A 21,513-nucleotide genomic window follows, 5' to 3' on the forward strand; every position below is an offset into this window, starting at 1 on the left:
TGTTTCTTTGATTGGTTTATCGCTATTCAGACGCACTGCCTGTTTTCAGGCCGTCTGAACATGATGCGCAAGGTTGCCTGTTTGATTCGGGTACGCTTACTTACTGTGTAAAAAACGTGTTGCCTCTTCCCATTCACCATTCAACACGGCCGGCAATCCTTGCAGGGATTTGGCAATGGAATCATCAATTTGCTGCCTGTGTTCCACCGACGGTTTATTCAACACATAACCGACAACCAAATTACGGTCGCCAGGGTGATCAATGCCTAAGCGCAGGCGGTAGAAATTGGGCGTACCCAAACGAGCCTGAATGTCTTTGAGGCCGTTGTGTCCGCCGTTGCCGCCGCCAAGTTTGAATTTGATACGGCCGCATGGAATATCCAGCTCATCATGAACCACCAAGATTTCCTCCGGCTTGATTTTGTAAAACTGAGCCAAAGCGGCGACTGCCTGACCGGAGCGGTTCATAAAGGTCATGGGTTTGAGCAGCCAAACATCGCCATCAGGCGTAGTGGCGCGCGCTACTTCGCCGTAAAATTTCTTTTCGTCTTTAAAATTGACTTTCCATTTCCACGCCAGTTCGTCCAATAGCCAAAAGCCGACATTGTGGCGCGTTTGTTCGTATTCTTGGCCTGGATTGCCCAAACCGACGATTAATTTAATTTTCAAGCTCATTACTGTTCTTTCAGTTTGACAGGCCGTCTGAAAAAGTTTCAGACGGCCTTTGATTTATTCTTGCCCTGCGCGTTTACGTCTCGCTTCTTTCGGATCAATCAACAATGGACGATAAACCTCAATCCGATCGCCATCGCGCAACGCTGTCTCATCTTTCACGGCCTTGCCGAAAATACCCAAAGGCGCTTGCTGTAAATCCAACTCTGGGAACTCCACTTCCAAACTGCTTTGCAGGGCAGCTTCGCGTACGGTTGTACCTTCAGCAACGGTCATGCTCTTCAATACTTGCCTATCGGCCAGTCCGTAAACAATTTCAATCTCAAGCATAGCGGCGGTCGGCCTCTTTAATAAAAGCATCCACCAACGTACCGGCAAGATGGCCGAATACTGGGGAAATCATGGCAGAGAGTACGGCATTGGAAAAATCGTATTCTAATCTGAATTCGACTTTGCACATATCATCGCCCAAGTCGATAAATTTCCAAGTGCCGCGCAGGGTTTTAAACGGCCCTTCGAGCAAATCCATGCGGATTTCCTGCCCCGGGATATTGTAGTTGTGCGTCGCAAACGACTGTTTGACGCGCATATAGTCCATAAACAGGCGCGCTTTTAGCTCATTGCCTTTGCGTTCGATAACTTCGGTCTTGCTGTACCACGGCAAAAATTTTGGATAGTCCTCAACTTTGTCCACCAGCTCAAACATTTCCTTAGCGCTATGCAGCACCAATACGTTTTTCTCGACTTTTTTCATGTTGTTGTAGACCTTGTTTTTGAATATTCGGGGTTCAGACGGCATGATTTAGAAAAATATCTGCCCTACTTTGGGACAAAATTCCTAATTTAAACCGCTTCTCCATTTTGTTTCGCTTCCAGCCATTCCCAGCGTTCCAGTTTTTCCAAAAGCAGCATTTCAATTTCTTCAGCCCTGCTTTGTAACGCACCTGCTTTTTCGTAATCTTTGAAAATTTCAGGATCGGAAAGCCGGGTATTGATTTCAGCCTGCTCGGTTTCCAAAGTTGCGATTTCGTCGGGCAGGGCATCGAGTTCGCGCTGTTCTTTGTAGGAAAGTTTGACCGTGCGGTTGGCTTTGGGTTTTTCTTTGGCGGGTTCGGCATTGGATGCTTTGGGTGCGGATGCCGTCTGAATTTTTTCTTCGCGTGATTTTGCGTCGATATAGTCCTGATAGCCGCCAATGTATTCTTTCAGACGACCTTGTCCTTCGAAAACAATGCTTTGGGTAATCACATTATCCAAGAACATACGGTCGTGCGAGACGAGGAATACCGTGCCTTGGTAGTCGCGCAACAGGTCTTCGAGCAACTCTTGGGTGTCGATGTCCAAGTCGTTGGTTGGTTCGTCCAAAACCAAAATATTGGCGGGACGGGTAAAGAGTTTCGCCAGCAAAAGGCGGTTGCGTTCGCCGCCGGAGAGTGATGAAACGGGGCTTTGCGCGCGGGCAGGATGGAACAGGAAATCTTCCAAATAGCTCATCACATGCTTTTTTTTACCGCCGACTTCGACGTAATCGTTGCCTTGACCGAGCGTGTAAAACACGGTGTCGTTTTCGTTCAACGCGCTGCGGAATTGGTCGAAATAGGCAACTTCCTGCTTACTGCCGATACGGATTCTGCCGTAAGTCGGGTTGAGTTCGCCCAAAATCAGTTTTAAAAATGTGGTTTTGCCGATACCGTTGGGGCCGATTAGGCCGATTTTATCGCCGCGCTGCAAAATCGCGGAGAATTTGTCCATAATGACTTTGTCGCCATAGGCAAACGAAGCGTGTTCCAATTCGGCGATGATTTTGCCGCTTTTCTCGCCGCTGTCGAGCTTGAAGTTGACCTGTCCCTGCACATTGCGGCGTTCGGCGCGTTGGCGGCGCAGCTCTTCCAAACGGCGCACGCGGCCTTCGTTGCGGGTGCGGCGCGCTTCGATGCCTTTGCGTATCCACGCTTCTTCCTGCGCGTGGAATTTGTCAAACAGGCGGTTGTGTTCCGCTTCAACCGCCAATTCCTGCGCTTTTTTCTCGCTGTATTTGGAGAACGAGCCGGGATAGGAACGCAAAATACCTCGGTCGAGTTCGACGATGCGCGTGGCGATATTGTCCAAAAAACGGCGGTCGTGGGTAATCACAACCAAGCTGCCTTCAAACGCTTTGAGCAGGTTTTCCAACCAAATAATCGCGTCGATGTCCAAATGGTTGGTCGGTTCGTCCAGCAGCAATACATCGGGCTTCTGCACCCAAGCCTGCGCCAAGGCGACGCGCTTTTTCTGACCGCCGGAGAGGTTGCCGATTTTTTCGTTTTCCGGCAAACCGAGTTCGCCCAAAGTCTGCTTCACCGCCGCATCCAGTTTCCAGCCGTCCTTCGCTTCGATTTCGAGTTGCAATTCGTTGAGTTCTTTTAATAAAACGCCGTCTGAATTGTGTTCCAAATCATGGCTGACGTGATGATAACGGCGCAATAAATCGCGGATTTCACCCAAACCTTCGGCAACGGTATCAAATACGGTGGCTTCTTTGTCGAAAAACGATTCCTGAGGCACATAAACGATTTTGAGGTTGTTTTGAACAATAATCTGTCCGTCGTCGAGCTTTTGCACGCCGGCGAGGATTTTTAAAAACGAAGACTTACCCGCACCGTTGCGGCCGATTAAGCCGACTTTTTCGCCGCTGTCGAGTTGGAAGGAAGTTTTGTCGAGCAGGGCAACATGGCCGACGGCAAAGGAAGCGTTTTCTACGGATAAGATATTCATGGAGAAACTTCAAAAAAGAAAAGGGGGACATTTTAACCGATTATCGGCAGATATTTGCCGACAATCATATGAAATTGAAAGTATCAGGCCGTCTGAAAGCAGTTTTCAGACGGCCTTCATCATTATTCTTGAACCTTCAAACCGAAATGCAGATAGGCTCGTTCGGTTGCTACGCGTCCGCGCGGTGTACGCTGCAAAAAACCCTGCTGAATCAGATAGGGCTCAATCACATCTTCGATGGTATCGGTCGATTCGCCAATCGCAGCAGCCACGTTTTCCAAACCGACAGGACCGCCGCTGAATTTGTGTAAAATCGCCTCAAGGAATTTCCTATCCATCACATCCAAACCTTGCACGTCCACATCCAGCATACTCAAGGCTGCATCGGCAATTTCCGCATCAATGACGCCGTTGTTTTTCACATCGGCATAATCGCGCACACGTCGCAAAAGGCGGTTGGCAATACGCGGTGTGCCGCGGCTGCGCTTGGCCACTTCCATCGCACCCTCGTCGCCCATATCCAACTGCAACAACTGGGCAGAACGGGCAACAATAGTCGCCAAATCTTTGTTTTGATAAAACTCTAATCGGGACACGATACCAAAACGGTCGCGCAAAGGATTGGTCAGCATACCGGCACGGGTCGTCGCGCCTACCAATGTAAACGGCGGCAAATCGATTTTGACCGAACGCGCGGCCGGCCCCTCGCCTATCATGATGTCCAACTGATAATCTTCAAGCGCAGGATAAAGAATTTCTTCAACCACAGGGCTTAAACGGTGGATTTCATCGATAAACAGCACATCATGCGGCTCAAGATTGGTCAACAACGCCGCAAGGTCGCCTGCACGTTCCAAAACCGGGCCGCTGGTTTGGCGCAAATTAACGCCTAACTCTTTGGCGATAATATGTGCCAAAGTAGTTTTGCCCAAACCCGGAGGGCCAAACAGCAAAGTGTGGTCAAGCGCTTCGCCACGTTTTTTCGCCGCCTGAATAAAAATGGCCAACTGCTCTTTTGCCTTATCCTGCCCGATATAGTCGTCTAAAGTTTTCGGACGTAAAGCGCGTTCAAGCAATTCCTCCTGAGCGGAAATATTTTGAGCAGTGATAATGCGCTGAGGTTGTGCAGAAGTAAGATTATCGGTTTGTAACATAATGTTTCTAAATTCTAAGACCGTTCCCGACCCGTTGTTTCAGACGGCCCGAACAATCAGACAAAGCGGTTAAATTATGATTTTGGCCATTATACCCGATAAGGCCGAGCCACTTTTCCCTTAAATCTAAATCACACAAAAATTTTCGTTTTCAGGCGGCCAAAGCAACGTATAATAAACGGTTAATTCAAATACCTATCGCATTCAGGAGAACACATGAGCCTCAAGCAAAAAGTCATTGCCATCGACGGCCCCAGCGCATCCGGTAAAGGGACGGTTGCCTCACGCGTAGCCGAAGCTTTGGGTTTTCTTTACCTAGACTCCGGTGCGCTTTACCGCCTGACCGCACTTTACGCACAAAAACAAAATGTTGCCTGGACAGATGAAGATGCCGTCAGCACACTGGCAGAAACTTTACCCGCACAATTTGAAGGCAACGTCGTATTATTAAACGGCGAAGATGTATCCGAGCAAATCCGTACCGAAGCAATCGGCATGGGCGCATCTGCCGTCGCGCAGTTGCCTAAAGTGCGTACCGCCCTTTTGCAACGCCAACGCGACTTCCTAACCGAAAAAGGCTTGGTCGCCGACGGCCGCGATATCGGCTCGGTTATTTTCCCTGATGCCGCATTAAAAATTTTCCTGACCGCAAGTGCCAATGTCCGCGCCCAACGCCGTGCCAAACAACTCGGCATCCCATGCGAAGGCGTTGCATTCGAGCGTATTTTGTCGGACATTGAAGCTCGCGATGAAGCAGACCGCCGCCGCCCTGTTGCTCCGTTGAAACAGCTGCCCGACGCCCTGCTTTTAGATACCGATAACCTTTCTATCGAAGAAGCTGTAAAAAAAGTGCTTGATTGGTATCATAAAGTTTAAAATTTGGAGTATAATCGCGAAGTTTTCATTTCAGACGGCCTATTAACCCTATAAACAAGGCCGTCTGAAAACATTTCCCGACCTGCCGCGCCAAGGACGGCAGGTCATTTCAAACCTAACCCGCACCCCTTGGCGGTGTACCGAAAAGAGTATATATGACTATGGAAAATTTTGCCCAGCTGCTGGAAGAAAGCTTTACCCTGCAAGAGATGAACCCAGGTGAAGTGATTACTGCCGAAGTAGTCGGCATCGATCAAAACTTCGTTACCGTTAACGCAGGTCTGAAATCAGAATCTCTGATTGATGTTGCTGAATTCAAAAACGCTCAGGGCGAGATTGAAGTTAAAGTTGGCGATTTCGTTACCGTTACCATCGAATCTGTTGAAAACGGCTTCGGCGAAACCAAACTGTCCCGCGAAAAAGCCAAACGCGCTGCCGACTGGATCGCTTTGGAAGAAGCTATGGAAAACGGCGACATCCTGTCCGGCGTTATCAATGGCAAAGTCAAAGGTGGTCTGACTGTTATGATCAACAGCATCCGCGCATTCCTGCCGGGTTCTTTGGTTGATGTACGTCCTGTAAAAGACACTTCTCACTTCGAAGGCAAAGAAATTGAATTCAAAGTGATCAAACTGGACAAAAAACGCAACAACGTTGTTGTGTCCCGCCGCGCTGTTCTGGAAGCTACTTTGGGCGAAGAACGCAAAGCCCTGCTGGAAAACCTGCAAGAAGGTTCAGTTATCAAAGGTATCGTTAAAAACATCACCGATTACGGTGCATTCGTTGACTTGGGCGGTATCGACGGTCTGTTGCACATCACCGACTTGGCATGGCGCCGTGTGAAACACCCAAGCGAAGTTTTGGAAGTTGGTCAAGAAGTAGAAGCTAAAGTCCTGAAATTCGACCAAGACAAACAACGCGTTTCTCTGGGTATGAAACAACTGGGCGAAGATCCTTGGAGCGGCCTGACCCGTCGTTACCCACAAGGTACCCGCCTGTTCGGTAAAGTATCCAACCTGACCGACTACGGTGCGTTCGTTGAAATCGAACAAGGCATCGAAGGTTTGGTACACGTTTCCGAAATGGATTGGACCAACAAAAACGTACACCCAAGCAAAGTTGTTCAACTGGGTGACGAAGTTGAAGTCATGATTCTGGAAATCGACGAAGACCGCCGCCGTATCTCTTTGGGTATGAAACAATGCCAAGCTAACCCTTGGGAAGAATTTGCCGCCAACCACAACAAAGGCGACAAAATCTCCGGCGCAGTTAAATCTATCACTGACTTCGGCGTATTCGTAGGTCTGCCTGGCGGTATCGACGGTCTGGTTCACTTGTCCGACCTGTCTTGGACTGAAGCCGGCGAAGAAGCTGTACGCAAATACAAAAAAGGCGAAGAAGTTGAAGCCGTTGTATTGGCAATCGACGTTGAAAAAGAACGCATCTCTTTGGGTATCAAACAACTGGAAGGTGATCCGTTCGGCAACTTCATCAGCGTAAACGACAAAGGTTCTTTAGTTAAAGGTTCTGTGAAATCTGTTGACGCCAAAGGTGCCGTAGTCGCTCTGTCTGAAGAAGTTGAAGGCTACCTGCCTGCTTCCGAATTCGCCGCTGACCGCGTTGAAGACCTGACTACCAAACTGAAAGAAGGCGACGAAGTTGAAGCAGTTATCGTTACCGTTGACCGCAAAAACCGCAGCATCCGTCTGTCTGTTAAAGCGAAAGACGCTAAAGAAAACCGCGAAGCGCTGAATTCAGTTAATGCTGCTGCAACTGCCAATGCCGGTACTACCAGCTTGGGCGACTTGCTGAAAGCCAAACTGTCCGGCGACCAAGAATAAGGTTGCAGACATGACGAAGTCTGAATTGATGGTTCGCCTTGCAGAAGTGTTTGCCGAAAAAAATGGCAACCAACTGCTGGCTAAAGATGTCGAATACAGTGTAAAAGTCTTGGTTGATACCATGACCCGCTCACTGGCTCGCGGACAACGTATCGAAATCCGCGGCTTCGGCAGCTTCGATTTGAACCACCGCCCTGCCCGTATCGGGCGCAACCCGAAAACCGGCGAACGTGTGGAAGTGCCTGAAAAGCATGTTCCTCACTTCAAACCGGGTAAAGAGTTGCGTGAGCGTGTAGACTTGGCATTGCAAGAAAGTGCTCATTAATACTTAGTAGCAAAACGCCGCAGAAATGCGGCGTTTTTTTGTTTTCGCAAGAAATACCAAAGCCGGCTCTTTTCACGCATACCTTAATCGCACACTATTTCAACTATATTTACTACAATGCCTTTGCAAAAAACGCAGGCCGTCTGAAATCATTTATAATAGACCGACTATTCTGTAATGAAAACATCATTCCAACTACTGTCCAAACTATTGCGGATGATGTTTCAACTATCGCCAGCAAAGCATAATAAAGGTTACACATGAGTAATAGAGACCAACTATTCACACCACCTCCGTTTGAAAACCACAGCCCATTGACTTGGTATCAAGCTGCAGCCGAACAGCCCAACTTTATCCGCGACGAAGCTCAAGCGCGAGCCATTGAATATTTGGATCGTTTGTGGACCGAGCTGATGATGTTCAAACGCAAACGCAACCGTTTTCTCGGCCGTAGCTTGCGCTCCCCCCAAGTACCTAAAGGACTCTATTTTTATGGCGGCGTAGGACGCGGTAAAAGCTTTTTGATGGATGCTTTTTTCGGCTGCCTCCCTTATCGTCGCAAGCGTCGCGTGCATTTCCATGCCTTCATGGCCGAAATCCATCAACGCCTTAAAGTCTTGAAAAGCGAAGCCAATCCCTTAAAAGCCGTTGCAACAGAAATTGCCAAAGAAACACGCGTATTATGTTTTGACGAGTTTCACGTCAGTGATATTGCTGATGCCATGATTCTAGGCCGTTTGCTGGAAAACCTACTGAGTGAAGGTGTAGTCTTGGTAGCCACTTCCAACTACGCCCCATCCGAACTCTATCCTCAAGGCCAAAACCGCAGTAGCTTTCTGCCAACCATCTCCCTTATCGAGTCCAACCTGACCGTTTTAAATGTAGATGGCGGTGAAGATTACCGCTTGCGTACGTTGCGTCCTGCCGAAATTTTCTTTGTTCCCAATAATGAAGAAAACGAGCAAAAACTCGCTGCTTTATTTAAAGAAATGAGCGGAATCTATGAATTAAACCCAGGTATCAGCATTATTCATGGACGGGAAATTCCTCATAAAGCCCAGTCAGAATGCGCCATCTGGTTTGATTTCCGCGCATTATGTTTTGGCCCGCGCTCACAAGCAGACTATTTGTATTTAGCCGAACATTACGAGATGGTTTTCCTTTCAGGATTAGAACGCCTAACCCCTCAAGAAAAAGCAGAAGCACGCCGTCTGACATGGTTAATTGACGTTTTATACGATTTCCGTGTGAAGCTGTGCGCCACCAGCGCAGTTGGCGTAAACGATATTTACATTGAAGGCGATTTTGCCGAAGAATTTACCCGTACAGCCAGCCGTATGATCGAAATGCAATCTGAAGTCTATTTGGAACAACCACACCTGACTTTAAGCAAATAATGCCTTTCCCAAAAAGGGGAGAAATTTGGTAGAATACACCTCCCTCGCCTCTTGGCTACGACAACTTACCTTTCAATAAAAACAAGGACATAACATGGCCATCGAACGTACGATTTCCATCATCAAACCCGATGCAGTAGAAAAAAACGTCATCGGCAAGATTTACAGCCGCTTTGAAGAAAACGGCTTGCGCATTATTGCGGCAAAAATGAAACATCTCTCTGAGCGTGAAGCAAAAGAATTTTATGCCGTACACAAAGACCGCCCTTTTTATGAAGACTTGGTTAAATTCATGACTCGCAATCCTGTCATGATTCAAGTATTAGAAGGTGAAAACGCCGTTGCCAAAAATCGTGAACTGATGGGCGCAACCAATCCATCCGATGCAGCTCCTGGCACAATCCGTGCCGACTTTGCAGAATCTGTCAGTGTTAATGCCGTACATGGTTCTGACAGCGTTGAAAATGCTGCAATTGAAATTGCTTACTTCTTCAGCCAAAGCGAAATCTGCCCACGCTAAGAATAAAAGCCTGTAGCCGCTTTACGGCCGTCCGATTCATATCGGACGGCAAAACTGCTTTGTATGTCCTACAAATTAAAGGCCGTCTGAAAACCCAAAGGCTTTTAAAGCAAAGCTGCCCAATAAGCCCCTTTGCTTTAAAAGCTTTCCTGAGAAACATAAAATACATGAAAACCAATCTACTGAATTACGATTTAAACGGACTAACGCAACACTTTGCCGAAATGGGCGAAAAGCCTTTTCGTGCCAAGCAGGTAATGCGTTGGATGCATCAAGCGGGTGCACAAAACTTTGAAGAAATGACTGATTTGGCCAAATCATTGCGCGCCAAGTTGAATGAACAAGCCACAATCGAAGTGCCTAAATTAATGATGGCACAAGAATCTACGGATGGTACACGCAAATGGTTGCTGGATGTCGGCACGGGCAACGGTGTAGAAACCGTCTTCATTCCCGAAGCTGAACGCGGAACTTTGTGTATCTCTTCCCAAGTAGGTTGCGCATTGGAATGTACCTTCTGTTCTACCGGTCGACAAGGTTTCAACCGCAACCTGACTGCCGCTGAAATCATCGGTCAGCTTTGGTGGGCCAATAAAGCCATGGGCGTTACCCCTAAAAACGAACGCGTTATCTCCAACGTTGTGATGATGGGCATGGGCGAACCCATGGCAAACTTTGACAATGTTGTTACCGCTTTGAGCATTATGCTGGATGATCACGGCTACGGCTTGAGCCGCCGCCGCGTGACTGTTTCCACTTCGGGCATGGTTCCACAAATGGATAGACTGCGTGATGCAATGCCTGTTGCTTTGGCTGTATCTTTACACGCATCTAACGATGAAGTGCGCGATCAGATTGTTCCTCTCAACAAAAAATACCCGCTCAAAGAATTGATGGCGGCCTGCCAACGTTATTTGGTCAAAGCACCCCGTGACTTTATTACTTTTGAATACGTTATGCTCGACGGTATCAACGATAAAGCACAACATGCGCGTGAGTTGATTGAATTGGTTAAAGACGTACCCTGCAAATTCAATCTGATTCCGTTCAATCCTTTCCCAAATTCCGGCTACGAACGTTCTACCAATGAAAATATCCGTGTTTTCCGCGATATTCTGCAACAAGTCGGCTTTGTCGTTACTGTCCGCAAAACCCGCGGCGACGATATCGATGCCGCTTGCGGACAACTGGCCGGACAAGTACAAGATAAAACACGTCGCCAACAAAAATGGCAACAGATTTTAGTCGAACAATAAGGTTAATTATGAAAATCAAGTTCGGATTCGCTTTACTTACCGCACTGACTCTTTCTGCCTGCGCTTCCTCTTCCGGCCCAAGCCCTAAAGAACGTGCCATTCAAGTTTCTAATATCAAAACCCAACTGGCTGTGGAATATATGCGCGGCCAAAACTACCGCCAAGCTACTGAAAGTATCGAAGAGGCGCTTAAGTCCAATTCAAAAAATGACCTTGCTTGGTTGGTACGCGCCGAGATTTATCAGTATTTGAAAGTCAAAGACAAAGCTCAGGAAAGCTTTCTTAAAGCATTGTCTTTAAAACCTGATAGTGCAGAAGTCAACAACAACTACGGTTGGTTCTTGTGCAATCAAATGAATGCACTGGCCGAATCTTTGGCTTATTTTGACAAAGCACTGGCCGACCCGACCTACCCAAGCCCCTTTATTGCCAATATGAATAAAGGCATTTGCAGTGCAAGGTTAGGCCAATACTCTTTAGCCCAAGCCTATTTGGAAAGGTCTTTAGCAGCGAATCCGCAATTCTTCCCTGCTTTCAAAGAACTTGCCCGAACCAAAATGATGGCAGGAAGTCTGAACGATGCCGACTATTATTTCCGCCAATACCAAAGCAAAGTTGATGTCCTGCAGGCTGACGATTTGCTTTTAGGCTGGCGTTTGGCTACCGCCTTGGGCAATAAACACGCCGCATACGAATACGAAGCCCAACTTAGGGCAAACTTCCCCTATTCAGACGAACTACAAACTGTCACAACGGGCCACTAAATGGAAAATAACGATAAAATCAACTACGACACACAAGCCGCCAAAACATTGGGGGATGAATTACGCAAACACAGAACTGATGCCAAAATCGATATTCAAGATGTTGCTTCACGTTTGAAACTGTCTACCGAACAAATTGATGCTTTGGAAAAAGGGGAATATTCAGGCTTTCCCGGTTTAGTCTTTGTTTCAGGCTATTTGCGTTCATATGCACGATTTCTAAAAATCGACGAACAAACCATCGCCAAACATTTGCTCTCTATTACTCCGCAACTTGAAGACCATGTATACGCGGTAACACGCAGCGCCAACACCGGCTTAAGCTACACAGACACTGAAAAACAAGGCTTCCCAAAATGGATATTGGGGATAGCCGCATTGGCTTTGGCTGTAGGCGGTGTTTACTTTTGGCAAAGTAAATCCAGTTTTGAAAACGAACAGGCAAATATTCAAAACAGCAAAGATGTTGCTGATACGATGAAAACGCCTGCCTTAAAAACGGATAATGTTGCCGTTAGCGAAATGACGGAAGACGGCAAAAAAGAAATAACCAATAAGCCTGAAGTGGCTAATGATCAAGCAGCTTCTGAAGCTTCTGCCGTAGCTCAAGAAGAGAAGCCTGCCGTCAAAGTTGAGAAAGACGAACTTTGGATTAAAGTCCAATACCGAAGCAATCTGATTATTACAGACAAAGATGGAAAAGTAGTATTCAGCCGTATCGTTCCGGCCGGAAGCGAACAACGTCTGAGAGGTGGCGCGCCTTACAATGTTTGGATCGGTATTGCAGCCGGTTCGGAAGCCAATTACGGCGGCACACCTATCGAACCTTTGAAATACCGTGTTGCCGGTGAAAAATCCGCCTCTTTTGTTGCAGGAAAAAACTAAAATGACCACACCTAAACGCCGTCAGACACATCAAGTCAAAATTGACCACCTCATCATCGGCTCCGAGGCGCCCGTTCTTGTTCAATCCATGACCAATACGGATACGGCAGATGCCGCAGCAACTGCCCGACAAGTCAAAGAATTGAGCGATGCCGGCTCGGAAATGGTCCGCATCACAGTCAATACTCCTGAAGCGGCTTCCAAAGTATCCGAAATCCGCAGCCGCTTAGACGATATGGGCTACACCACACCCCTGATTGGTGATTTCCATTTTAATGGCGAACGCTTATTGGCCGAATTTCCTGAGTGCGGCAAAGCCTTGGCCAAATATCGGATTAACCCGGGCAATGTCGGCAAAGGCGCAAAGGGTGATGAAAAATTTGCCTTTATGATTCGTACTGCCGCAGAAAACAATAAAGCCGTACGCATCGGTGTAAACTGGGGTTCGCTTGATCAAAGCCTTGCCAAGCGCATGATGGATGCCAACCTAGCTTCTGCCACACCGAAGCCGCCTGAAGAAATCATGAAAGAGGCTTTGATTGTTTCGGCGCTGGAATCGGCAGAAAAAGCCGTGGCTTTGGGCTTACCCGAAGACAAAATCATTTTGTCGTGCAAGGTCAGCGCCGTACAAGACTTGATTCAGGTTTACCGCGAATTAGGCAGCCGTTGCCGTTACCCGCTCCATCTCGGTCTGACTGAAGCAGGCATGGGCAGCAAGGGCATTGTGGCTTCCACAGCAGCTTTGTCCGTATTGTTGCAAGAAGGTATCGGCGACACCATTCGAATTTCCCTTACGCCCGAACCCGGCTCCCCACGCACACAAGAAGTCATTGTCGGTCAGGAAATCCTGCAGACCATGGGCTTGCGCTCCTTTACGCCAATGGTTACAGCCTGCCCGGGTTGCGGCCGTACCACCAGTACCGTATTTCAAGAGTTGGCTCAAGACGTACAAAACTATTTACGTCAGAAAATGGCTGTTTGGCGCACTGAATATCCAGGCGTTGAATCATTGAACGTCGCTGTAATGGGTTGCGTGGTAAATGGTCCGGGCGAGAGCAAGCTTGCCGATATCGGTATCAGCCTACCCGGTACAGGCGAAACTCCGGTTGCGCCGGTTTATGTAGACGGCGAACGGAAAGTCACTCTCAAAGGCGACAATATCGCTGCCGAGTTTTTACAAATCGTTGAAGATTATGTTAAAACCAACTACTGCGAAGGTGGCGCAAAGCGTAAGCAAAACCGCGTCATTCCGATTCAATCTGCCTAAAACATTTTCAAGATAAAGAGGCCGTCTGAAAATATGTTGGGCAAACTGGATACTTGGCTGACTGAGCACCCCAAACGCAAGGATTTGCATGGTTGGCGACGCTTTATCGTTGAATTTTGGTTTTTTGGTTTGAAAGAAGCACGAGCCTGCTTATTTGCAGGCTTGTTTTTCATTGCCATGTTCCTCGTTCCGAAAACAGGCTGGTTGGGGATTTCGCGCTACGACCTGCTGCTGATTTTTGCCATCTCCGTACAAGCAGCCATGCTGTATTTCAAGCTGGAAACTTGGGATGAAGTGAAATCGATTACGCTGTTTCACTTGGTGGGCTTTGCTTTAGAGTGGTTCAAGACATCAGGCGATATCCAGTCTTGGAGCTATCCTGATGAGGCTTATACCAAAATCGGCGGCGTACCGCTGTTTGCGGGCTTTATGTATGCCGCAGTCGGCAGCTATATCATTCAAGCATGGCGGCTGTTTGACCTCAAAATCAAAAGCCATCCGCCGTATTGGTTGGGCACTTTGTGCGCACTGGCGATTTATATCAATTTTTTCACCCATCACTATATCGGCGACTATCGCTGGTATCTCGCTGCTTTTGCTCTCGGCCTATACGCCCGGACAACGGTCTTATACACGCCCTATGACACCACTCGCAAAATGCCGCTCCTGCTCGCTTTCGTCCTGATCGGATTTTTTATTTGGCTGGCGGAAAATTTGGGAACCCTATTCGGCGTTTGGCGCTATCCCAACCAAATCGGCGCATGGGCATCGGTACACATCAGCAAATGGAGTTCATGGGCTTTACTGGTGATGATGACTTTTACCATCGTTGCGAATTTAAAACACATCAAACATACCATCAGCGTATCGAAAGATTAGTTATTTAACATTTGAAAAGGCCGTCTGAAACTTTCAGACGGCCTTTAATTTTCAACAATCAATTAAACAAACTTAATGCTTTAACAAACACCATAATGACACCATAGCACAAAGGGATACAGACCAAAGCCCAGCGCCACCATACGCCGATACCACCCACTGATACTTTCTTGCTGATCAGATAGGCATCGGATACAGCGGTTTCATCATCGGGGTTGCCGCTATGTGCCGCGACCTTAATATCTTTTTCGTGATGCTTTTCGTGAACCGAACGGACACTCAAATTACACAACAAACCGACAATCAACAAACCTGCCATGATGTACATGGTAATGCTATAAGCCTCGGCAGCCGGAACGCCGCTTTCAATTTGACTTTGGCGGATATAGTTGACCAACACCGGGCCAATAACGGCCGCAGTTGACCATGCCAGCAAAATCCTGCCGTGGATTGCACCAACTTGATAAGTGCCGAACAAATCCTTCAGATACGCCGGAATCGCTGCGAAACCGCCGCCATACATGGAAATGATGACGCAGAACCCAATAACAAACAAAGCCTTGTTACCGCTCTCGCCAATTGACGGAATGGCAAAATACAATAGCGAGCCGAGCACAAAGAAAATGGTATACGTATTTTTACGCCCAATTTTGTCGGACACGCTGGACCACAAAAAACGGCCGCCCATATTAAACAGGCTCAACAGGCTCACAAAACCTGCCGCCGCACCCGCACCAATGGCAGCCTGTTTACCGACAGAAGTTTCAGAAAACAGCTCCTGAATCATGACAGAAGCCTGACCCAAAACGCCAATACCCGCCGTCACGTTCAGACATAACACCCAAAACAAGAGCCAAAATTGCGGCGTCTTCATGGCTTCGGAAACATTGACGTGGTTACTGCTGACCAATTTGCTTTTGATTTTCGGCGCAACATAACCTTTAGGTTTCCAACCATCGGCAGGTATGCGGATGGTAAACGCGCCGAACATCATCAACACCAGATAAAACAACCCTAAAACGACAAAAGCCTGCGCTACGCCAACCGAAGTTTCACTGGAGAAAAAACTCATCAACGACACGGATAAAGGCGAGGCCAACATCGCGCCGCCACCAAAACCCATAATCGCCAAACCTGTCGCCATGCCCGGTTTATCGGGAAACCATTTCATTAGCGTCGATACAGGCCCGATATAACCCAAGCCCAAACCAACTCCGCCAATCACACCGTTGCCCAAATAAAGCAAAAACAGATTGTGCGTATGGACACCGATAGCCGACACAAAAAAGCCCAAGCTAAAGCAGCAGGCAGCAACGAACATCGCCTTACGCGGCCCAACGCGTTCCATCCAAGTACCGAACATAGCCGCAGACGCGCCCAACATCGCCAAGGCAATGCTGAAAATCCAACCGACCGTGGTCAGTTTCCAATCTCCTGCAGCCGACTCAGTGATACCGATAAGCTTAGTCAGCGGCGCATTGAACACGGAATAAGCGTATATCTGCCCGATGGCAAGATGCACGGCTAAAGCGGCGGGCGGTACCAGCCAACGATTAAATCCGGGTTTGGCAATGGTCGCCTCACGGTCTAGAAATTTCATAAAATCCTCTTGTCTATGTGTGTCAAACGCTGATTCCATATCATGCGGAATCAAAAAATTGTTGACAATATTTTAGCATAATCTCTCGTTTATCCTTTTTTCTGCTCTATGATAATTTTGCGCATCAGACAGAAAAAACATTCATCTAAACCATTTCATCACACCAGTATCTACAAAAAGGCCGTCTGAAAATTCTTCAGACGGCCTTTTCATTCATATCGTTTTATGCGGCGAAGCGTTTGGCAACTTCATCCCAGTTAACGATTTCCCAGAAACCTTTCAGGTAGTTAGGACGGCTGTTGCGATAGTCGATGTAGTAGGCGTGTTCCCATACGTCGCAAGTCAACAGCGGAGTGTTTTCAGTAGTCAGCGGAGTACCTGCATTGGAAGTAGAAACCAGATCCAATTCACCGGCAGGCGTTTTCACCAACCATGCCCAACCGGAGCCGAAAGTACCGGCCGCGCAAGCATTGAACGCTTCTTGGAATTTCTCGAAGCTGCCCCATTTGGCGTCGATGGCTGCAGCCAATTCGCCGACAGGTTTGCCTTGGCCTTTAGGGGTAAAGCCCAGCCAGTAGAAAGTGTGATTCCAAGTTTGGGCAGCATTGTTGAACATACCGCCGGAAGATTTTTTCACGATTTCTTCCAAAGGCATTTCTTCAAACTCAGTGCCTTTGATTTGATTGTTCAAATTGGTGATGTAGGTTTGATGGTGTTTGCCGTAGTGGAACTCCAAAGTTTCTTTGGTCAGATGAGGGGACAAGGCATCCAGTTCATAAGGCAATTGTGGCAGCTTGTGTTCCATTTTTATGCTCCTAATTCTTGATATTTATATTTTGGTAGTGTGTGTTGTCAAATCGACAACATGGCTATTTTACCTGCTTTAGCCTAAACAAACCAATTGAACTTACACTGCGTTATAATAGCGGATTGCAATTTTCCAGCCAGAGATGCCCGTCATGAGCAATTATTCCGATATACCGCCTGAAGACCGTGAAATCAGCGCATTGTCACTGCCGCCACATTCCACAGAAGCGGAGCAATCCGTCTTGGGCGGCCTGATGCTGGAAAATTCTGCTTGGGACCGTATTGCCGATGTCGTTTCCGGCGAAGATTTTTACCGCCACGAACACCGCCTGATTTTTCGTGCGATTGCCAACCTGATTAATGAAAGCCGTCCTGCCGACGTCATTACCGTTCAAGAAAGTTTGGAACGCAATGAAGAATTGGAAGTGGCAGGCGGATTCAACTATCTGATTACGCTGGCGCAAAATACGCCATCCGCTGCCAATATCCGCCGCTACGCCGAAATCGTGCGCGAACGTTCCATCATGCGCCAGCTTGCCGAAGTCGGCACGGAAATTGCACGCAGCGCATACAACCCGCAAGGGCGTGATGCAGGCCAGCTTTTGGACGAGGCGGAAAACAAAGTATTCCAAATCGCCGAAAGCACCGCCAAATCCAAACAAGGCTTCCTTGAGATGCCCGACCTTCTGAAAGAAGTGGTCGAGCGCATCGATATGCTTTATTCGCGCGACAATCCTGATGAAGTAACCGGCATATCGACAGGTTTTATCGACCTCGACAAAAAAACATCAGGCCTCCAACCGGGCGATTTGATCATCGTCGCAGGCCGTCCGTCTATGGGTAAAACTGCCTTTTCGATCAATATTGCGGAACACGTTGCCGTAGAAAATAAATTGCCTGTCGCTGTATTCTCCATGGAGATGGGCGGTGCGCAGCTGGTCATGCGTATGCTGGGTTCAGTCGGACGTTTGGATCAAAGCGTCTTAAAAACCGGCAGATTACAAGACGAACATTGGGGCCGTCTGAACGAAGCGGTCGTTAAACTCTCCGATGCACCCATGTATATCGATGAAACGCCGGGCTTGACCGCACTCGAACTCCGCGCCCGCGCCCGTCGTCTTGCGCGCCAGTTCAACGGCAAATTGGGTTTGATCGTTATCGACTACCTGCAATTGATGTCAGGCTCCGGCCGTTCTGACAACCGTGCTTCCGAGCTTGGCGAAATTTCGCGCTCCCTCAAAGCATTGGCTAAAGAATTGCAAGTTCCCGTCATTGCCCTGTCGCAGTTGAGCCGTACAGTTGAGCAGCGTACCGACAAACGCCCGATGATGTCCGACTTGCGTGAGTCCGGCGCAATCGAGCAGGATGCCGACTTGATTATGTTCATGTATCGCGACGAATACTACAACTCAGATTCACCCGCAAAAGGCTTGGCGGAATGTATTATCGGTAAACACCGTAACGGCCCTGTCGGGAAAGTATTCCTCACTTGGATGGGTCAATTTACCAAATTTGATAATGCTGCCTATATTCCAGAATCCATGTTGATGGAAGATTGAGACAGATTGTCCGAAAAACTAACCGAATTTCATATTTCATTAGTCATGCATTACAAAATCGTTTATAATAAATCTAATGAAAGCAAAAGCATTGCCACAGGCAAGTGCAGAAGAGAAAACGTCAGTTACCCAACACATTACTACCAAAAAAAATCACTCATGTATCAGACACAAAAAGGCTTCACCCTAATTGAGTTGCTGATCGTCATTACTATTGCAGCAGTAATGGCCGTCATCGCACTTCCCAATATGAATCAATGGATTGCCTCCAGACGTGCAGCATCGCAAGCAGAGCAAATTGCCAATCTGCTGCGCTTCGCGCGTAATGAGGCCGTCCGTCTAAATCTTCCCGTTTACATCTGCCCGGTCAAAATCAAATCCGATGGTTCACCCAATAATGGTTGCAATTCCCAATATGCCGGTAATGGTATGTTGGCCTACGCCGATAAAAACGAAGACTTACGCTATCAAAACGACACAGTTGATTTATCCATCCGCTCCATTATCCTTAATGGAGATACCGACAAAGTGGAATACAGCTTCAACTATATCCCTATCGGCACTAAACACTCAGCCCCCTCCTCTTCAGCTGCAAAAGAAGAAGTCTGGTGGAGATTTCTTCCCAATGGTACATTTGGCCATTCAACCGATGGCAAGGATTATCAATTTTCAGACGGCCATATCAAAATCAGCCTAACAGATAAATCTGCTGCCGATGCTGAAACCAAGAAAGCCCGTGCTACCGTACTTTTAATCAATGGCAATGGGCATGTCGAAATCTGTGCTAAAAACGATGAGCGCAAAATGTGCGAATACACTTCCAAAGAATAACAACGGTATCCTATGAACATTACTAATCCTACTCATCTCAGATCATTTAAAGGCCGTCTGAAAACGAACTCAACAAGCTTTACTCCAAAACTTCAATCAGGTATGACCCTGATTGAAGTTTTGATTGCCATGTTTGTCCTTGCCATTGGCGTACTCGCCCTTTTGGCTGTTCAATTGCGTACCGTATCCAACGTGCGTGAGTCTGAAAATCAAACCGCCGTCGCCCAAATTACACAAAATCTGATTGAAGGCATGCTCATTAATCCGACGCTCTCTGAAGAAACCGATACTGCAGGGGAAAAAACCACCAGTTATAAAAAATCCTACGATGCCTACATAAAATTCGCCTCTACACAAACTGCAAAATTTGAAGCCAAAATGAACAAAACTCAACTTGCACAGGCTCAAATTGCACAGTTTAAAACAGATTTAGCCGAAGCCCTCCCAGAAGCCGAATTCCACTTCACTATCTGCAAAGATTCTTCCGGTGCAGAGCCAACTTACGAAAATGGTTTTAATGCAAAATGCGATGACAAAGGCGACACGACCATCGTAAAAGTTTTATGGTTGCAAGATGTCGAAGAAGAAAATAGCACAAAAGATCTCAACACATCGGGGCACCACGTTGTCTATACCTATCAATCACGCGTAAGAGACTAACAATGAACAATAAACGCTTACTCAACCATATTCCCAATAAAACCGCCATTCGTGGTTTCAGCATCCTTGAATTTCTGGTTGCCAGCCTGCTCAGCATGATCGTCTTAATGGCTGTCAGCTCTACCTACTTTACTGCGCGCGGATTAAACAAGTCTGCCAACGCCCGTATCGGTATCCAACAAGATTTACGCAACGCCGCCAACATGATTGTCCGTGATGCGCGTATGGCAGGCAATTTCGGCTGCTTCAATATGGCGAATTTTCCTGCCTCTGCAGTGATAGAAGACAAAAGCTCGGATGAATATACATTGAAAACAGCCGGTGTGAATAATCTGTTACCGATTAAAGAAATCAAATTAAGCTCTGCCGGCTTTGCTCAAACCGGCAGAGCCCTGCTGTTCCAATACGGTATCGACAAAGCTGACTCTCCTGCAAAAACTGCCATTGCCAGCAGCTGCTCCCGTATTGCCAAACCTCACACAGAAATTAAAGATTTGGCTGCGGCAAAATCGGCTTTGAATTTAAAAATTACCGACTCTGATCAAGACGGCAGTATCGCCATCATGAAACATGAAATGATTGCCTACGCTGTCGGTAAACTTAGAGAAGAGAGCGGTTTGTTCCGTTTCCAATTATCAAATGATGGCTCATGGAGTAATCCGCAGCTGTTGATTAAAGGCATTACAAGCATGGATATCCACTATATCTATGCGGAATGTCCTGATTTTGGAAATGAATCTGCCAGCGGAGTGAATACAGAATCATTTGATTACAAAAACGCATTGGATACCTCAGCTGAAGCTAAGTCTCCGACTTCTATCCAAATCGTACTGAATAACGGCAGTATTGACCCATCAAAAGAACAAGACAATAAAGTCGATATCTATAATATTAATGCCACCATCCGCGGAGGAAACGTATGCGCCGACCGATCACTCTAATCAAACCCGAACGGCAGCAGGGCTATGCTTTGTTTATCGTCTTAGTGATGATGGTCGTCATCGCCATGCTCGTCGTTACTGCAACCCAGTCCTACAATACCGAGCAGCGTATCAGCACCAATGATGCCGACCGCAAACTGGCAACCACCCTAGCCGAAGCGGCACTGCGTGAAGGTGAAAATCAAATTTTTGATATTGAAGGGGAAAAGACTGCTTTTACCGCAAAATGTGAAAAAGGTTTATGTTCCACACCAAACGTAAAATCCAATGGCGACTTTACTGAAGAAGGCAACCCAACCGTAGATGCTTGGAAGCGCAAATGCGACAAAAGCCTGTGTATTGACGCCAATGGTACGGAATATCCTTTAGATAAAAAAAGCGGCATCGTAAATAATCCACGCTACATTATCGAATATTTAGGCAAAACGACAGAGGGTCGAATTACCTACCGAGTTACCGCCAAGGCATGGGGTAAGAATGCCAATACCCAAGTCGTCCTTCAATCTTACGTTGCCAGCGAATAAT

The 21,513-nt window shown here is 47.4% G+C and carries 22 protein-coding genes; 15 read left to right on the forward strand and 7 right to left on the reverse strand.

Features of this window, described 5'->3' with window-relative positions; genetic code table 11:
* Positions 1–96: 96 nt before the first annotated feature.
* From pth to ruvB, 5 genes are all read right to left on the reverse strand, one after another.
* Positions 97–675, reverse strand: a complete 579-nt coding sequence (pth, locus tag FAH67_RS04750) for an aminoacyl-tRNA hydrolase (protein WP_003679004.1) — start codon at positions 673–675, stop codon at positions 97–99.
* A 54-nt stretch (positions 676–729) separates the two neighbouring features.
* Positions 730–1,002 (reverse strand): RnfH family protein, encoded by a 273-nt coding sequence (locus FAH67_RS04755; protein ID WP_003679003.1) that lies wholly within the window; start codon positions 1,000–1,002, stop codon positions 730–732.
* The gene (locus FAH67_RS04760; protein ID WP_039863492.1) at positions 995–1,426 is read right to left on the reverse strand and encodes a type II toxin-antitoxin system RatA family toxin; all 432 of its coding nucleotides are present in this window, start codon (positions 1,424–1,426) and stop codon (positions 995–997) included. Before FAH67_RS04760 ends, FAH67_RS04755 begins: the two co-directional genes overlap by 8 nt.
* Before the next feature lie 89 nt (positions 1,427–1,515).
* A complete protein-coding gene (locus FAH67_RS04765; RefSeq protein ID WP_003678999.1) occupies positions 1,516–3,426 on the reverse strand; it encodes an ATP-binding cassette domain-containing protein in 1,911 nt (636 codons plus the stop codon).
* Between the two features lie 122 nt (positions 3,427–3,548).
* A complete protein-coding gene (gene ruvB, locus FAH67_RS04770; protein WP_003678998.1) occupies positions 3,549–4,580 on the reverse strand; it encodes a Holliday junction branch migration DNA helicase RuvB in 1,032 nt (343 codons plus the stop codon).
* A 216-nt stretch (positions 4,581–4,796) separates the two neighbouring features.
* Here ruvB and cmk point away from each other — a divergent pair, with 216 nt between their 5' ends.
* The 10 genes from cmk (at position 4,797) to FAH67_RS04825 (ending at position 14,590) form a co-directional block, all read left to right on the forward strand.
* Positions 4,797–5,456, forward strand: a complete 660-nt coding sequence (gene cmk, locus FAH67_RS04775) for a (d)CMP kinase (RefSeq protein WP_003678996.1) — start codon at positions 4,797–4,799, stop codon at positions 5,454–5,456.
* Positions 5,457–5,611: 155 nt separating this feature from the next.
* Entirely contained in the window at positions 5,612–7,297 is a 1,686-nt protein-coding gene (gene rpsA / locus FAH67_RS04780; RefSeq protein WP_003678994.1) for a 30S ribosomal protein S1, read from the forward strand.
* A 10-nt stretch (positions 7,298–7,307) separates the two neighbouring features.
* Positions 7,308–7,622 (forward strand): integration host factor subunit beta, encoded by a 315-nt coding sequence (locus FAH67_RS04785; protein WP_003678992.1) that lies wholly within the window; start codon positions 7,308–7,310, stop codon positions 7,620–7,622.
* Between the two features lie 260 nt (positions 7,623–7,882).
* The gene (gene zapE, locus FAH67_RS04795; RefSeq protein ID WP_039863491.1) at positions 7,883–9,019 is read left to right on the forward strand and encodes a cell division protein ZapE; all 1,137 of its coding nucleotides are present in this window, start codon (positions 7,883–7,885) and stop codon (positions 9,017–9,019) included.
* 94 nt (positions 9,020–9,113) lie between these two features.
* Entirely contained in the window at positions 9,114–9,539 is a 426-nt protein-coding gene (gene ndk, locus FAH67_RS04800; RefSeq protein WP_003678986.1) for a nucleoside-diphosphate kinase, read from the forward strand.
* Positions 9,540–9,706: 167 nt separating this feature from the next.
* Positions 9,707–10,795, forward strand: coding sequence for a dual-specificity RNA methyltransferase RlmN (gene rlmN / locus FAH67_RS04805; protein WP_039863490.1), 1,089 nt, complete (start codon positions 9,707–9,709; stop codon positions 10,793–10,795).
* Positions 10,796–10,803: 8 nt separating this feature from the next.
* Positions 10,804–11,559 (forward strand): type IV pilus biogenesis/stability protein PilW, encoded by a 756-nt coding sequence (gene pilW, locus FAH67_RS04810; protein WP_003678984.1) that lies wholly within the window; start codon positions 10,804–10,806, stop codon positions 11,557–11,559.
* Complete coding sequence (locus FAH67_RS04815; RefSeq protein ID WP_003678983.1) at positions 11,560–12,444, forward strand: helix-turn-helix domain-containing protein; 885 nt, start codon at positions 11,560–11,562, stop codon at positions 12,442–12,444.
* A gap of 1 nt (position 12,445) precedes the next feature.
* On the forward strand, positions 12,446–13,711 hold the full coding sequence (gene ispG / locus FAH67_RS04820; protein ID WP_003678981.1) for a flavodoxin-dependent (E)-4-hydroxy-3-methylbut-2-enyl-diphosphate synthase: 1,266 nt from the start codon (positions 12,446–12,448) through the stop codon (positions 13,709–13,711).
* 33 nt (positions 13,712–13,744) lie between these two features.
* Positions 13,745–14,590: a DUF817 domain-containing protein gene (locus FAH67_RS04825; RefSeq protein ID WP_003678979.1), complete on the forward strand. Its 846-nt coding sequence runs from the start codon at positions 13,745–13,747 to the stop codon at positions 14,588–14,590.
* Positions 14,591–14,648: 58 nt separating this feature from the next.
* Here FAH67_RS04825 and FAH67_RS04830 read toward each other — a convergent pair whose 3' ends face one another.
* Positions 14,649–16,190, reverse strand: a complete 1,542-nt coding sequence (locus FAH67_RS04830; protein WP_039863489.1) for an L-lactate MFS transporter — start codon at positions 16,188–16,190, stop codon at positions 14,649–14,651.
* Between the two features lie 223 nt (positions 16,191–16,413).
* Positions 16,414–16,995 (reverse strand): superoxide dismutase, encoded by a 582-nt coding sequence (locus FAH67_RS04835; protein WP_003678975.1) that lies wholly within the window; start codon positions 16,993–16,995, stop codon positions 16,414–16,416.
* A 154-nt stretch (positions 16,996–17,149) separates the two neighbouring features.
* On the opposite strand from FAH67_RS04835, the gene dnaB reads away from it, so the two are divergent.
* The 5 genes from dnaB to FAH67_RS04860 all read left to right on the forward strand — a co-directional run bounded on the left by dnaB (position 17,150) and on the right by FAH67_RS04860 (position 21,512).
* The gene (dnaB, locus tag FAH67_RS04840) at positions 17,150–18,556 is read left to right on the forward strand and encodes a replicative DNA helicase (protein ID WP_039863488.1); all 1,407 of its coding nucleotides are present in this window, start codon (positions 17,150–17,152) and stop codon (positions 18,554–18,556) included.
* 159 nt (positions 18,557–18,715) lie between these two features.
* Entirely contained in the window at positions 18,716–19,387 is a 672-nt protein-coding gene (locus tag FAH67_RS04845) for a pilus assembly FimT family protein (RefSeq protein ID WP_039863486.1), read from the forward strand.
* Between the two features lie 12 nt (positions 19,388–19,399).
* Positions 19,400–20,047, forward strand: coding sequence for a type IV pilus modification protein PilV (gene pilV, locus FAH67_RS04850; RefSeq protein WP_172459143.1), 648 nt, complete (start codon positions 19,400–19,402; stop codon positions 20,045–20,047).
* Between the two features lie 2 nt (positions 20,048–20,049).
* Positions 20,050–20,988, forward strand: coding sequence for a PilW family protein (locus FAH67_RS04855; RefSeq protein WP_003678967.1), 939 nt, complete (start codon positions 20,050–20,052; stop codon positions 20,986–20,988).
* Entirely contained in the window at positions 20,967–21,512 is a 546-nt protein-coding gene (locus FAH67_RS04860) for a pilus assembly PilX family protein (RefSeq protein WP_003678964.1), read from the forward strand. The genes FAH67_RS04855 and FAH67_RS04860 overlap by 22 nt, the downstream gene beginning before the upstream one ends.
* Position 21,513: the final 1 nt, after the last annotated feature.

The organism is Neisseria flavescens (genome assembly GCF_005221285.1).
In the GTDB taxonomy this organism is placed as follows: Bacteria; Pseudomonadota; Gammaproteobacteria; order Burkholderiales; family Neisseriaceae; genus Neisseria; species Neisseria flavescens.

Excerpts from the sequence above, each read along its gene's own strand:
- FAH67_RS04755 (WP_003679003.1), bottom strand. The coding sequence starts at position 1,002 with ATGCTTGAGATTGAAATTGTTTACGGACTGGCCGATAGGCAAGTATTG.
- FAH67_RS04855 (WP_003678967.1), top strand. The coding sequence starts at position 20,050 with ATGAACAATAAACGCTTACTCAACCATATTCCCAATAAAACCGCCATT.
- FAH67_RS04830 (WP_039863489.1), bottom strand. The coding sequence starts at position 16,190 with ATGAAATTTCTAGACCGTGAGGCGACCATTGCCAAACCCGGATTTAAT.
- pilW (WP_003678984.1), top strand. The coding sequence starts at position 10,804 with ATGAAAATCAAGTTCGGATTCGCTTTACTTACCGCACTGACTCTTTCT.
- FAH67_RS04860 (WP_003678964.1), top strand. The coding sequence starts at position 20,967 with ATGCGCCGACCGATCACTCTAATCAAACCCGAACGGCAGCAGGGCTAT.
- FAH67_RS04785 (WP_003678992.1), top strand. The coding sequence starts at position 7,308 with ATGACGAAGTCTGAATTGATGGTTCGCCTTGCAGAAGTGTTTGCCGAA.
- FAH67_RS04760 (WP_039863492.1), bottom strand. The coding sequence starts at position 1,426 with ATGAAAAAAGTCGAGAAAAACGTATTGGTGCTGCATAGCGCTAAGGAA.
- FAH67_RS04835 (WP_003678975.1), bottom strand. The coding sequence starts at position 16,995 with ATGGAACACAAGCTGCCACAATTGCCTTATGAACTGGATGCCTTGTCC.
- pth (WP_003679004.1), bottom strand. The coding sequence starts at position 675 with ATGAGCTTGAAAATTAAATTAATCGTCGGTTTGGGCAATCCAGGCCAA.
- pilV (WP_172459143.1), top strand. The coding sequence starts at position 19,400 with ATGAACATTACTAATCCTACTCATCTCAGATCATTTAAAGGCCGTCTG.
- rlmN (WP_039863490.1), top strand. The coding sequence starts at position 9,707 with ATGAAAACCAATCTACTGAATTACGATTTAAACGGACTAACGCAACAC.
- ndk (WP_003678986.1), top strand. The coding sequence starts at position 9,114 with ATGGCCATCGAACGTACGATTTCCATCATCAAACCCGATGCAGTAGAA.
- zapE (WP_039863491.1), top strand. The coding sequence starts at position 7,883 with ATGAGTAATAGAGACCAACTATTCACACCACCTCCGTTTGAAAACCAC.
- dnaB (WP_039863488.1), top strand. The coding sequence starts at position 17,150 with ATGAGCAATTATTCCGATATACCGCCTGAAGACCGTGAAATCAGCGCA.
- cmk (WP_003678996.1), top strand. The coding sequence starts at position 4,797 with ATGAGCCTCAAGCAAAAAGTCATTGCCATCGACGGCCCCAGCGCATCC.
- ispG (WP_003678981.1), top strand. The coding sequence starts at position 12,446 with ATGACCACACCTAAACGCCGTCAGACACATCAAGTCAAAATTGACCAC.
- FAH67_RS04765 (WP_003678999.1), bottom strand. The coding sequence starts at position 3,426 with ATGAATATCTTATCCGTAGAAAACGCTTCCTTTGCCGTCGGCCATGTT.
- ruvB (WP_003678998.1), bottom strand. The coding sequence starts at position 4,580 with ATGTTACAAACCGATAATCTTACTTCTGCACAACCTCAGCGCATTATC.
- FAH67_RS04845 (WP_039863486.1), top strand. The coding sequence starts at position 18,716 with ATGTATCAGACACAAAAAGGCTTCACCCTAATTGAGTTGCTGATCGTC.
- rpsA (WP_003678994.1), top strand. The coding sequence starts at position 5,612 with ATGACTATGGAAAATTTTGCCCAGCTGCTGGAAGAAAGCTTTACCCTG.
- FAH67_RS04825 (WP_003678979.1), top strand. The coding sequence starts at position 13,745 with ATGTTGGGCAAACTGGATACTTGGCTGACTGAGCACCCCAAACGCAAG.
- FAH67_RS04815 (WP_003678983.1), top strand. The coding sequence starts at position 11,560 with ATGGAAAATAACGATAAAATCAACTACGACACACAAGCCGCCAAAACA.